General features: G+C 70.6%; 12 protein-coding genes and 1 pseudogene. 9 read left to right on the plus strand and 4 right to left on the minus strand.

What is annotated here, in order from left to right; all coding sequences use genetic code 11:
• Positions 1 to 99: 99 nt before the first annotated feature.
• Positions 100 to 1,986, minus strand: a complete 1,887-nt coding sequence (locus tag JWQ91_RS07455; RefSeq protein WP_297782232.1) for a Na+/H+ antiporter — start codon at positions 1,984 to 1,986, stop codon at positions 100 to 102.
• Between the two features lie 96 nt (positions 1,987 to 2,082).
• On the opposite strand from JWQ91_RS07455, the gene ggt reads away from it, so the two are divergent.
• Positions 2,083 to 3,915 (plus strand): gamma-glutamyltransferase, encoded by a 1,833-nt coding sequence (gene ggt, locus JWQ91_RS07460; RefSeq protein ID WP_297782233.1) that lies wholly within the window; start codon positions 2,083 to 2,085, stop codon positions 3,913 to 3,915.
• Here ggt and JWQ91_RS07465 read toward each other — a convergent pair whose 3' ends face one another.
• Positions 3,916 to 4,911 carry a 4-hydroxy-3-methylbut-2-enyl diphosphate reductase gene (locus JWQ91_RS07465; protein ID WP_297782234.1) on the minus strand — a complete coding sequence of 332 codons (996 nt, stop codon included), beginning with the start codon at positions 4,909 to 4,911 and terminating at the stop codon, positions 3,916 to 3,918.
• 74 nt (positions 4,912 to 4,985) lie between these two features.
• On the opposite strand from JWQ91_RS07465, the gene xseA reads away from it, so the two are divergent.
• Together xseA and JWQ91_RS07475 are read left to right on the plus strand one after the other, a co-directional pair.
• Positions 4,986 to 6,236 carry an exodeoxyribonuclease VII large subunit gene (gene xseA, locus JWQ91_RS07470; RefSeq protein WP_297782235.1) on the plus strand — a complete coding sequence of 417 codons (1,251 nt, stop codon included), beginning with the start codon at positions 4,986 to 4,988 and terminating at the stop codon, positions 6,234 to 6,236.
• Complete coding sequence (locus JWQ91_RS07475) at positions 6,229 to 6,453, plus strand: exodeoxyribonuclease VII small subunit (RefSeq protein ID WP_297782236.1); 225 nt, start codon at positions 6,229 to 6,231, stop codon at positions 6,451 to 6,453. Before xseA ends, JWQ91_RS07475 begins: the two co-directional genes overlap by 8 nt.
• Here JWQ91_RS07475 and JWQ91_RS07480 read toward each other — a convergent pair.
• Positions 6,426 to 6,950 (minus strand): DUF4245 domain-containing protein, encoded by a 525-nt coding sequence (locus JWQ91_RS07480; RefSeq protein WP_297782237.1) that lies wholly within the window; start codon positions 6,948 to 6,950, stop codon positions 6,426 to 6,428. The two genes, JWQ91_RS07475 and JWQ91_RS07480, sit on opposite strands and share 28 nt — an antisense overlap.
• 109 nt (positions 6,951 to 7,059) lie before the next feature.
• On the opposite strand from JWQ91_RS07480, the gene glpX reads away from it, so the two are divergent.
• Genes glpX through JWQ91_RS07495 form a run of 3 tightly spaced genes read left to right on the plus strand, consistent with a single transcriptional unit; the run spans position 7,060 to position 9,652 of the window.
• Positions 7,060 to 8,067: a class II fructose-bisphosphatase gene (glpX, locus tag JWQ91_RS07485; RefSeq protein ID WP_297782238.1), complete on the plus strand. Its 1,008-nt coding sequence runs from the start codon at positions 7,060 to 7,062 to the stop codon at positions 8,065 to 8,067.
• Between the two features lies 1 nt (position 8,068).
• On the plus strand, positions 8,069 to 8,992 hold the full coding sequence (locus JWQ91_RS07490) for an alpha/beta fold hydrolase (RefSeq protein WP_297782239.1): 924 nt from the start codon (positions 8,069 to 8,071) through the stop codon (positions 8,990 to 8,992).
• Between the two features lie 24 nt (positions 8,993 to 9,016).
• Complete coding sequence (locus JWQ91_RS07495; protein ID WP_297782240.1) at positions 9,017 to 9,652, plus strand: FMN-binding negative transcriptional regulator; 636 nt, start codon at positions 9,017 to 9,019, stop codon at positions 9,650 to 9,652.
• Between the two features lie 31 nt (positions 9,653 to 9,683).
• Here the strand turns inward: JWQ91_RS07495 and JWQ91_RS07500 are convergent, their stop codons facing one another.
• Positions 9,684 to 10,508, minus strand: coding sequence for an immunoglobulin domain-containing protein (locus tag JWQ91_RS07500; protein WP_297782241.1), 825 nt, complete (start codon positions 10,506 to 10,508; stop codon positions 9,684 to 9,686).
• Positions 10,509 to 10,727: 219 nt separating this feature from the next.
• Between JWQ91_RS07500 and JWQ91_RS07505 the strand changes: the two genes are divergently transcribed.
• From JWQ91_RS07505 to JWQ91_RS07515, 3 genes and pseudogenes are all read left to right on the plus strand, one after another.
• Entirely contained in the window at positions 10,728 to 11,132 is a 405-nt protein-coding gene (locus tag JWQ91_RS07505) for a TOBE domain-containing protein (protein WP_297782242.1), read from the plus strand.
• Positions 11,129 to 11,917 (plus strand): molybdate ABC transporter substrate-binding protein, encoded by a 789-nt coding sequence (modA, locus tag JWQ91_RS07510; protein WP_297782243.1) that lies wholly within the window; start codon positions 11,129 to 11,131, stop codon positions 11,915 to 11,917. Before JWQ91_RS07505 ends, modA begins: the two co-directional genes overlap by 4 nt.
• 9 nt (positions 11,918 to 11,926) lie before the next feature.
• Positions 11,927 to 12,381, plus strand: a pseudogene (locus JWQ91_RS07515) (molybdate ABC transporter permease subunit); the annotation flags it as partial.

The raw sequence follows: 12,381 nt of genomic DNA on the forward strand, positions 1-12,381 counted from the left end.
CTGGGCGTCATCCTGCTGCGGATCCTCACCGCCCCGGACCGCCGCGCCGCCCGCACGCGCTGACCCACGACTGGCTGACCCACCGCCCGAGCACGAGCGTCAGCCCGTGACCTCGTCGACGAAGCACCAGCGCCAGGCCTCGCCGGGCTCGAAGCTGCGCATGACGGGGTGGCCGGTCTCCGCGAAGTGCGCCGTGCCGTGCCGGTGCGTCGAGGAGTCGCAGCAACCGATGTGCCCGCACGTCATGCACAGCCGCAGGTGGACCCACTCCGTGCCGTCACGCAGGCACTCCTCGCACCCCGACGGGGTCTTCGGGTCCGGCACCTCACAGGCCTCCGCGAGGTGCTCGCACGGTCCGGCGTCGTCGTAGGTCGGGCGCAGGTCCTCGGCGCGGCCGGCCGTCGTCTCCTGCTCGTACATGCGGTCGAGAATGGACTCCTCGACGTCCAACGCGTTCATGATCCGGGTGAGGATCGACTGGTCCACGGTCCCGAGCGCCCGGATCCGCAGCAGCTCCTCCCGCTCGTTGCGCAGCATCGCCGCCCGGAGCCGGGAGTACTGCGCGCTGGGCGTCTCGAGGCCGCCGAGCCGCTCCCACACGGCGTTGGTGCGGTCCGTCGCGCGTTCGCGCAGGCGGTGCATCACGGCGTCCGACACGGTGCCCTCGACCTCCTGGTCGAGGTACTTCATCCCGGCGTCCGTCACGGCCTGGAACACCGTCGCCTCCTGCAGGTGGTCCTCGTGCCGGTCCGGACCGGGCACCTTGAGCCAGCGCACGAGCGTCGGGATCGACAGGCCCTGGATCATGAGGGTGCCGACCGTGACGACGAACGCGATGAGCACCAGGACCTCGCGCTGCGGCGTGTCCTCCGGCAGCAGGAAGACCGCCGCGAGCGTCACCACGCCGCGCATCCCGGTCCACGCGACCAGCGCGATGGTGCGCGGCTCCGGGCGGGGCTCGGTCGCCGCGACCTTGGGCAGCAGCCGCGGGAGGTAGGTCGCGGGGAACACCCAGACGAAGCGCAGCACGATGACCGCGACCAGGACGGCGACGCACGCCCCCACGATGCGGCCCGTGCCCAGGTCGCTCGAGCCGGCATCGTCGACGATCGTGCGGATCTGCAGCCCGATCAGCAGGAAGACCGCGTTCTCCAGGACATACGAGATCGTCGCCCAGTTGGTCCGCTCGAACAGGCGCGACGAGCCGGACTGGATGACCGGGGACTTGTGGCCCAGGATGATGCCCGCGACGACGACCGCCAGCACGCCCGAGGGGTGGGCGTCGATGCCGGGGACCTTGATCTCCTCGGCCGGGAGGTAGGCGAACCACGGCGTCAGCAGCGACACCGCGACATCGGTCAGATCGTCCTGGATGCGCCGCCGGATCTTGCCGACGACGAAGGCGACGGCCAAGCCGATCAGGACGCCGCCGATCGCCGACACCGCGAACCCGCCGCCGACCTGCCACACGCTGACCGAGCCGGAGATCGCGGCGATCGACGTGCGCAGCGTGACGATCGCGGTGGCGTCGTTGACCAGGCTCTCGCCCTCGAGGATCGTGACGACCCGCCGGGGCAGGCCGACCCGGCGGGCGATCGCCGTCGCGGCGACGGCATCCGGCGGGGCGACGACCGCGCCGAGGGCGAACCCGGCCGCCAGCGAGATGTCCAGCAGCGCGGCGGCCAGGAACCCCACGCACACCGTCGTGAACAGCACCAGGCCGACGCTCAGCAGCGCGATGGGCCGGCGGTTGGTGTTGAAGTCGTTCAGGGAGGTCCGGATCGCGGCGGCGTACAGCAGCGGCGGCAGCAGGCCGATCAGCACGATGTCGGCCGTCAGCTCGACGTCCTTGACGAAGCTCAGGTAGGACCCGATGATCCCGACGACGATCAGCACGAGCGGCGGCGAGAGGCGGAACTTGTCGGCCAACGCGCTCACCGCGACGACAGCGGCCAACAGGGCGACGATGGTGACGGCGGCTTCCACCCGTCCATTGTCTCAGGACGCACCCGGTCGCGGACCCACGCCGACGGCCGTACCGTGAGCAGACGTCACCGTTCGACTTCCGGGGGGAAGATCCACATGACCGCTCACCTCGTCCACGCCCGTCCGCGCCGCCTCGCCGGCGGCGCCACCGCCCTCGCCCTGGGCGCCGCGCTGCTGGCCCCGCAGGCCTCCGACGCGGCCCCACCCCCCTCCGGAAATCCCTCCGGCGCGACGGCCTACGGCAGCGGCGGGGCCGTCAGCTCGGTCGACGCCAACGCCAGCCGCATCGGCCGCGACGTGCTCCGGGCGGGCGGCAACGCCGCTGACGCGGCCGTCGCGATGGCCTCGGCCCTCGGCGTGGCCGAGCCCTACAGCGCGGGCATCGGCGGCGGCGGCTACTTCGTCTACTTCGACGCCAAGGAGCACAAGGTGAGCACGATCGACGGCCGGGAGACCGCGCCCGCCGGCATCGAGCCCGATGCGTTCATCGACCCAGCGACGCGGAAGCCGTACAACTTCACCCCCGAGCTCGTCTCGTCCGGTGTCGCGGTCGGCGTGCCCGGGACGCTCGCGACGTGGCAGTCCGCGCTCGACCGGTTCGGCACGCGCTCGCTGCGCAAGACCCTGGCCCCGTCGATCGCGCTGGCCCGCGACGGCTTCCCGGTCGACCAGACGTTCCGCAACCAGACCCTCGACAACAAGACGCGGTTCGCCGCGTTCCCGGACACCGCCCAGCTGTTCCTCCCCGGCGGAGACGCTCCCGAGGTCGGCTCGACCTTCCGCAACCCCGAGCTCGCGAGGACCCTCACCACGATCGTCCGCAAGGGGCCCGGGGCGTTCTACCGTGGCCGGCTCGCCGCCGAGATCGCCGACATCGTGCAGCACCCGCGCAAGGGCCCGGGCTCGACGCTGCCGGCCCCGGCCGGCTCGCTGACGACGCGCGACCTCGCGACGTACCGGGTGCGCCACCAGGCCCCGACCAAGGTCGACTACCGCGGTCTCGACGTCTACGGCATGGCGCCATCCTCGTCGGGCGGCACGTCGGTCGGCGAGGCGCTCAACATCCTCGAGCGCTACCGGCTCGGCGGCGGCTCCCGGCTCGCCCGCAGCCTGCACCTCTACCTCGAGGCATCGGCTCGCGCGTTCGCGGACCGCGGAGCGTACGTCGGCGACCCCGCGTTCGTGAAGGTCCCCACCAGGACCCTCCTGAGCCAGCGGTTCGCCGACTCCCGGGCGTGCACGATCGACCCGCAGCACGCGACCCCCAAGCCGGTCGAGGCCGGCAGCCTGTCGGGGCGCGGCTGCGGGACCGCCGCCCGGACCGAGAAGCCCGACACCGAGAACGTGTCGACGACGCACCTGTCGGTCGTCGACCGGTGGGGCAACGCCGCGTCCTACACCCTGACGATCGAGCAGACCGGTGGCTCGGCGATGACCGTGCCGGGCCGCGGCTTCCTGCTCAACAACGAGCTGACCGACTTCACCGCGGTCCCCGACGGCGAGGACCCCAACCGCATCGAGCCTGGCAAGCGACCGCGGTCGTCGATGTCGCCGACGATCGTGCTGGACCACGGCCGCGTCAAGTACGTCGTGGGGTCGCCCGGCGGCGCCACGATCATCACGACGGTCCTGCAGGTCCTGGTCAACCGGATCGACCTGGGCATGACGCTGCCGGAGGCCGTCGCGGCACCGCGGGCCTCACAGCGCAACGCCGCCTCGACACCCGCGGAGCCCGAGTTCATCGCGGCCCACGGGGCGGCCCTCGCGCCGTACGGCCAGGAGCTCGTGCCGTCGGGTGACCAGCTCACCTCGGCGGCCGAGATCGGTGCCGCGGCCACGATCGAGGTGGGTCGTCACGGCCTGCTGACGGCGGCCGCCGAGCCGAGGCGGCGTGGCGGGGGCAGCGCCATGGTGGTCGACCCGAGGTAGCTACTTGTAGGGGACGCCGGCGATCTTCATGTCCTTGCGGAGCTCGGGCGGCAGGGCGAAGATCAGGCTCTCGTCGGCGGTGCGCACGGCGTCCGCGTCGGGGTGGCCGTGCTCGCTGAGGTAGCGGAGCACGTCCTGGACCAGGTCGTCGGGCACCGAGGCGCCGGACGTGACGCCGACGGTCGTGACCCCGTCGAGCCAGGCCTCGTCGATCTCGGAGATGTCGTCGATGCGGTAGGACGCCTTGGCGCCGGCCTCCAGCGCGACCTCGACGAGCCGCACCGAGTTGGACGAGTTGGCCGATCCCACGACGATCACCAGGTCGGCGTTCTTGGCGATCTCCTTGACCGCGACCTGCCGGTTCTGCGTCGCGTAGCAGATGTCGTCGCTCGGCGGGTCCTCCAGCTGGGGGAACTTCTCCCGCAGCCGGCGGACGGTCTCCATCGTCTCGTCGACGCTCAGCGTCGTCTGGGACAGCCACGACAGCCGGGTGCCCTCGGGGAACTCGAGGTCGTCGACGTCGTCGGGCGTCTGCACCAGCGTGATGTGGTCGGGGGCCTCGCCGGCGGTGCCCTCGACCTCCTCGTGCCCCTCGTGCCCGATCAGCAGGATGCGGTAGCCGTCACTGGCGAAGCGCCGGGCCTCGTGGTGGACCTTGGTGACGAGCGGGCAGGTTGCGTCGATCGTCTTGAGGCTGCGCTCGGCCGCCTCGGCGTGCACCATCGGCGAGACGCCGTGGGCGGAGAAGACGACCGTCGCACCCTCGGGGACCTCGTTGAGCTCCTCGACGAAGATCGCCCCGCGCGCCGCGAGATTGTTGACGACGTGCTTGTTGTGCACGATCTGCTTGCGGACGTAGACCGGGGCCCCATAGAGGTCCAGGGCCTTCTCGACCGTGATGACCGCCCGGTCGACGCCGGCGCAGTAGCCGCGGGGGTCGGCGAGCAGCACGCTGCCACCGAGCGCGGGCATGCCAAGGGAGACCTGGGAAGACATGTCTCCATCCTAGGCGATGCGCCATGATCGGCTGCCCGTGTGCAGCGTCCGACCCGGCACCTAGGGTGGTGCGCATGCCCCTCGACACCAGCGCGGACACCCCCGCGCCGCTGCGTCAGATCTCGCAGCTGATCGACGGCTACATCGGCCGGCTCGGTGCGGTCTGGGTCGAGGCCGAGGTCGCCTCCCTGACCCGCCGCCAGGGCATCTGCTTCCTGACCCTCCGGGACCTCATCGCCAAGATCTCGATCGACGCGACGTGCCACGTCAGCGTGCTGGACGCCTCCCGTGCCCCCATCACGGAGGGGTCGCGCGTCGTCGTGCACGCCAAGCCCACGTTCTACGCCCCCCGCGGCACCCTGGCGCTGGACCTGCGGGAGATCCGGCCGCAGGGCGAGGGTGAGCTGCTGGCCCAGCTCGAGCGACGCAAGCAGCTGCTGGCCGCCGAGGGCCTGTTCGACCCGCGGCTCAAGAAGTCACTGCCGGTGCTGCCCCGCGGCATCGGCCTGATCACGGGCAAGGGCTCGGCGGCCGAGCGGGACGTCCTGCAGAACGCCCAGCTCCGCTGGCCCGACGTCCGGTTCGTGGTCCGGCACGCCCTGATGCAGGGCAACGGCTCGGCCGGCGACGTCATGAAGGCGATCGCCGAGCTGTCCGGCGACGGCTCGGTCGACCTGATCGTCATCGCGCGCGGCGGCGGCTCGATCGAGGACCTGCTGCCGTTCTCCGACGAGGCGCTGATCCGGGCGGTGCACGCGTGCCGGATCCCGGTCGTCAGCGCGATCGGGCACGAGCCCGATACCCCGATCCTCGACCTCGTCGCCGACCTGCGCGCCTCCACGCCGACCGACGCCGCCAAGCGCATCGTGCCGGACGTGCGTGAGGAGCTCGCCAACGTCGCCATGATGCGCGAGCGCGCGTCACTGGCGATCCGGTCCCTGGTCGGACGCGAGCTGCGGGGGCTGCAGGACATCCGGTCCCGCCCCGTCCTGGCCAACCCGACGACCCTGGTCGACGCCCAGCAGTCGGTCGTGACCGACTGGCGCGACCGGGCCCGCCGATCCACGACTCACCGGCTCGACCGGGCCGGCGACGAGATCGGCCACCACCTGGCGCGCGTACGCGCCCTGTCCCCCCTCGCGACGCTCGAGCGCGGCTACGCCGTGGCGCAGCTGACCGACGGCACCGTCGTCCGGTCGATCGAGCAGGTGCCCGACGGCACCGATCTCACGGTCCGTGTCGTCGACGGCACGATCGTCACCCAGACCCGCACCACGCACCCCGTCCCGACCACGAACCTGCCCCAGGAGGGCGACCATGACTGAGGCCACCGGCACCCCCGAGATCCCCTACGAGCAGGCCCGCGACGAGCTGATCTCGGTCGTCCAGCGGCTCGAGACCGGCGGGACCAGCCTCGACGAGTCGCTGGCCCTGTGGGAGCGCGGCGAGCAGCTCGCCGGCATCTGCCAGCAGTGGCTCGACGGCGCCCGGTCACGCCTCGCGGCCGCGGCCCGTCAGGACGCGGACAGCGACGAGACGTAGTCCTCGACGACCGACTGCGGCGCCGTGGCGTTGACCAGCGTGGTCCGGCCGGACTCCGTGCGCAGCAGGGTCGTGCGACCGTCGGGACCCTTGCGCAGGCTCCACGTCGCCCCGTCGATCTCGACCGAGCCGGTGCGGGTGCTGCCCTCGGCGAACGTCTCGATCGCCCGCTTGCTGGTGAGCCGGACCTGCTCCAGCCCGATGTACTCGTCGTCGTCGGTCAGCACGCCGAGGTGCCACGATCCGGGCTCGAAGCGCGCGGCGTTCGCCCGCCAGCCCTTCGGCAGGCTCCTCGGCGCGAGGATCGGGAAGTCGGCCACGGGGCGCGCCTGCGAGACCGCCTGGGCGTAGTCGACCGGCTTGACCGGGTCGCCCGCGTCGCTCGTGAAGAATTTCCCGATGCCGTAGACGACGAGGATGATCAGGGCGATCACCACCATCGAGCGCGCGATGTCGGCCATCGCGGGGTTGCCGCGGGACGAGCCGTTCGAGCTCATGACGATCCTTCCTCAGGTCAGCGATGTCACCCTACGTGGCGGGCCCGCACGTGATCTGCGCGACCTCGCGCGTCGACCCGGCGCGCCCGTGTGCCGCTAGGATGAGCGTGTGGACAGCCTCAAGCCCGCCGCCCAGGCGCCCGACCGAAATCTCGCCCTCGATCTGGTCCGTGTGACCGAGGCAGGAGCCATGGCCGCCGGCCGATGGGTCGGCCGCGGTGACAAGAACGGTGCCGACGGGGTCGCGGTCAACGCGATGCGCTCCCTCATCAACACGGTGCAGATGAACGGCATCGTCGTGATCGGCGAGGGTGAGAAGGACGAGGCGCCGATGCTCTACAACGGCGAGCACGTCGGTGACGGCACGGGCGCCGAGACCGATGTCGCGGTCGACCCGATCGACGGCACGACGCTGACCGCCAAGAGCCTGCCCAACGCCGTCTCGGTCATGGCCGTGGCGCCCCGCGGCTCGATGTACGACCCGTCGGCGGTGTTCTACATGGAGAAGCTCATCGCCGGGCCCGAGGCCGCCGACGTCGTCGACATCCGCCTCCCCGTTGCCGAGAACATCGCCCTCGTGGCCAAGGCCAAGGGCATCTCGATCAGCGACGTCACGGTCTGCGTCCTCGACCGTCCCCGCCACCAGACCCTCGTCGACGAGATCCGCGCCGCGGGCGCCCGCATCAAGTTCATCATCGACGGCGATGTCGCCGGCGGAATCACCGCGGCCCGGCCCGACACCGGTGTCGACCTGCTGGTCGGCGTCGGCGGGACCCCCGAGGGCATCATCACGGCGTGCGCCATCAAGGCGATCGGCGGCGTCATCCAGGGCAAGCTGTGGCCCATCGACGACGACGAGCGCCAGCGCGCGATCGACGCCGGCCACGACCTCGACCGCGTCCTGTCGACCAACGACCTTGTGACCGCCGACGACTGCTTCTTCGTCGCGACCGGCATCACCGACGGCGAGCTCATGAACGGCGTCCGCTACGGCGCTGGCAAGGCGTACACCGAGTCGCTCGTGATGCGCTCGCGCAGCGGCACGATCCGCAAGATCACGAGCGAGCACCAGCTCGGCAAGCTGCAGGCCTACTCGTCGGTGGACTACGAGCACTGAGATGCCTCGCTCCGGAGAGCTCTTCGCATCGCTGCCGTCGGGCATCGACATCTGCTACGAGACCTTCGGAGACCCGGCCGATCCGGCCGTCCTGCTCATCATGGGACTCGGCGGCCCGATGGGCTGGTGGACGGCCGCCTTCTGCGAGCAGCTCGCCGACCGCGGCTTCTTCGTCATCCGCTACGACAACCGCGACACGGGCCGCTCGACCAAGCTGCGCGAGCACCCGGTCAGCCGCTCGCAGGTCGTCCGCGCATTCGTGGGGCTCCCCCGCCCCGTGCGCATCAAGGCCCCGTACAGCCTGAGCGACATGGCCGACGACGCGATCGGCGTGCTCGACCACCTGGGCATCGAGCGGGCCCACGTCGCCGGGGTGTCGATGGGCGGCATGATCGCGCAGACCCTCGCGATCGAGCACCCCGAGCGGGCGCTGTCGCTCACGTCGCTCATGTCGACGACGGGCCGGCGCACCGTCGGCTACCAGCACCCGCGCATCTTCCCCGTCCTCCTGTCGTCGAGCGGTCGCACCCGCGACTCGTACGTTGCGAGGTCGTTGAAGGGCTCCAGGCTCATCGAGTCGCCGGCATTCCCCTCGGACGAGACCGCGTCGCGCGACCGGGCCTACGAGACGTTCGACCGCGGCTGGACGGCCAGCGGCGTGACCCGGGAGATGCTCGCGGTGCTGACGCAGCCCGATCGCACGAGGGCGCTCGCACGGCTCGACCTGCCGGCCGTCGTGATCCACGGCCTCAACGACCCGCTCGTGCACCGCTCGGGCGGACGAGCCACCGCCGCCGCGATCCGTGGCGCCGAGCACCTCGAGATCGCCGGCATGGCCCACGACCTGCCCGCCCAGCTCTACCCGACGTTCATCGACGCGATCGTCCGGACGGCTGCTCGCGCCCGCGACAGCGCCGAGCGATGAGCGATGAGCGATGGGAGATGAGCGATGAGACACAACCCCCGTCACGCGACCGACGACGAGCAGGTCGTCCGGCAGGTCATCGCCGAGAACCCGTGGGCGATGCTGGCCAGCCAGCACGACGGATCACTCGTCGCGTCGCACTACCCCGTGCTCCTCGACCAACAGGCCGACGGGCTCGCGCTGCTGACCCACGTCGGCCGGCCGGACGACCGCCTGCACGGCCTCGGCGAGAGCGAGGTGCTCGTGGTGTTCCAGGGAGCCCACGGCTATGTCTCGCCGAGCTGGTACGTGCCGGGCACCAGCCCCGCCCCGACGTGGAACTTCACCGCCGTGCACTGCTGGGGCACCCCGCAGGTGCTGGACGCCGACGAGAACCTCTTGGTGCTCGCTAGCCTCACCGAACACTTCGAGCAGCACGTCGACGAGCCGATGTGGCTTGACCAGGAGGCGGCACGACCCCTGGCTCGCGGAACGGTGGGCCTGCGGATCCCGGTCGACCGGTTCACCGCCAAGGTCAAGCTGAGCCAGGACAAGGATCCGGTGTCCGTGCAGAACGTCATCGACCGGCTGCGTGAGCCCGGCCCGTACCGGCAGGAGCAGGTCGCGGCCGACATGGAGCGTGTGCGGGCGGCCGGCATCGGTTACCCGCCCGCGAAGTGATTCGCGCCGCGTGCGTCTCTCGTCGTCTGGGTCAGTATGTCCGGACGAACACCTCTGGCGATGCGCTGTAGTCATCGTTGTCACCCTTGACCCGCCACAGCCCTCCCGCGATGGCGGAGGTAGGAACGACCGCGCAGTAGTTCCCTCGCACGGACGCGCCGGGATACATGTCGTTGACGTCGCTCATGGACTGCGGAACGACGCCGCACCACTGGTCGCCCGACAGCTTGTTGTATACGATTCCGTTCGAACCGAGGAACTCGGCGCTGGTGTTCAGCCACGGGGTCCCGGTCTCTGCACCTCGGTACGTCACAGTCGCCGCGACCATCACGTAGCTGTAGCCGGGGAGGGGCGGATCGTTGAACATGTTGGCCGATCGAATCTCAGGCCAGGCGTCAGTGTCAGTCGGGTCCAGCACGAATGTCCATGCCCCGCTGGCGAATGGCGTCCTCACCGGAACCGGATTGGTGCGCGAACCCGATGGATCGACCACCGAGAGCCTCACGGAACGCGAGAAGCGGGACTTCTTGCCGTTGCGGACCTTCACGCGGTACGACGTCCCGTGGAGGCTCATCCGCGCCGTGAGCGAGAGCTTGGCACGCCGTGATCCGGCGATTGACCTCCACGCGCCCTTGCCCTTGACCCGCTTCTGCCACTGGTACTTCTTGGCCTTGCTCGCCTTGACCGAGAAGGTCACCTTGGTGCCGGGCGCGGCTGTGACCGACTTGGGCTGAACCTTGATGACGGGCCTCGGCGACGAGGCCGCCTCCGCCGACACTGCCATCCCTAGCATCAGAGACACGGTCGCGAGCAGGACCAAGAGGCTGAGCATCGAGCGGCGAACGACTGCTTGCATGACTATCCATTTCAGTGGCGGCCCTCTGGACCTGGGAGTGGACTCCATCGCAGCGGCGTGGTCGCCGGTGCAAGAAAGGAACGGCGCACCACGATAGGCGCGCGAGCTGCCCCGCGTGACAGTTTGATCAATTTCACCACCCTCCTACCGACTCGACTGTCTGCACTTGCGGGCGGCAGACCGATGAATCGCCGCAGATGATGGTCTAGGGTGGGTCGCATGTCGCATGTACGGATCTCGGACGCCGCTCAGTTCCTCGGGGTCAGCGACGACACCGTCCGCCGTTGGATCGGCGGCGGCGCGCTGAGCTCGGTCACTGACGCATCGGGCCGCATGGCGATCGAGGGTCGTGAGCTGGCCGCGTTCGCGAAGGACCAGGCGAGATCGCTGCCGGGATCCTCGAGTGCCGCGAGCTCCGCGCGCAACCGGTTCGTCGGGCTCGTCACCGCGGTCAAGGCCGACGCCGTCATGGCGCAGGTCGAGCTGCAGTGCGGGCCGTTTCGCGTCGTGTCCCTCATGAGCAGCGAGGCCGTCGACGAGCTGGGGCTCGAGCCCGGGTCCGTCGCGGTAGCCGTCATCAAGTCGACCAACGTCATCATCGAATCGCTGGAAGGCTCCTCATGAAGCGCATCGCCGGCAGCTGTGCCGCCGCTCTCCTGCTCGCCCTCGTCGCGGCCTGCGGCTCGTCGGACTCGGACGGGGCGGCGTCCACCGCCACCTCCGCCACGCCCGAGCAGACCACCATCACGGTGTTCGCCGCCGCCTCGCTGAAGGGCCCGTTCACCGAGATCGGCAAGAAGTTCGAGGCGGAGAACAAGGGCGTCACCGTGACGTTCAACTTCGCCGGGTCGTCGGACCTCGTCGCGCAGATCCAGCAGGGTGCTCCCGCCGACGTGTTCGCGTCCGCCGACACGAAGAACATGGACAAGGCGACCGCCGACGGCCTCGTCGAGGGCACGCCCGCGAACTTCGCGACCAACACCCTCCAGATCGCGACGCCGCCCGACAACCCCGCACGGGTCGAGTCGCTGGCCGACCTGGCCGACCCGGACGTCAAGGTCGTCCTCTGCGCCTCCGAGGTGCCGTGCGGCGCCGCCGCGGCGGGCGTCGAGCAGGCGGCCGGGGTCGACATCCAGCCAGTCAGCGAGGAGCAGTCGGTCACCGACGTGCTCGGCAAGGTCGTCTCGGGCGAGGCCGATGCGGGCCTGGTCTACGTCACCGACGTCAAGGCCGCCGGCGACACGGTGCTCGGCGTGACGTTCCCGGAGGCCGACGAGGTCGTCAACACCTACCCGATCGGCGCCCTTGCGGACAGCGAGAACCTCGACGTCGCCCAGTCCTTCGCCGACTTCGTCACCGGGGCCGAGGGACAGGCCGTCCTCGCTGCCGCCGGGTTCGCAAAGCCGTAGCCTCGATCCGTGACGTCAGCGCAACGGTCCGGCGTGCCGCGCTGGATCTACCTCCCCGCCGCGGCGGGCGCGCTGTTCATCGTCCTGCCGCTCGTGGCGATGGCGTCGCGCGTCGAGTGGGGCCAGTTCTGGTCGCTCATCACGTCCGACTCGTCGCGCGCCGCGCTGATGCTGAGCCTGCGGACGTCCGCCATGGCGACGCTGCTGTGCGTCGTGCTGGGCGTGCCAATGGCACTGGTGCTGGCCCGCACGACGTTCCGCGGGCAGGGGCTCGTGCGATCGCTCGTGCTGCTGCCGCTCGTGCTGCCACCGGTCGTCGGCGGCATCGCGCTGCTCTACACCTTCGGGCGCAAGGGCCTGCTCGGCGAGACGATCGACGTGCTGGGGCTGCAGATCGCGTTCTCGACAACGGCCGTCGTGATCGCACAGACATTCGTGTCGCTGCCGTTCCTCGTCGTGAGCCT

Origin of the sequence: Aeromicrobium sp. (genome assembly GCF_025965075.1) — a bacterium.
Lineage (GTDB): Bacteria > Actinomycetota > Actinomycetes > Propionibacteriales > Nocardioidaceae > Aeromicrobium.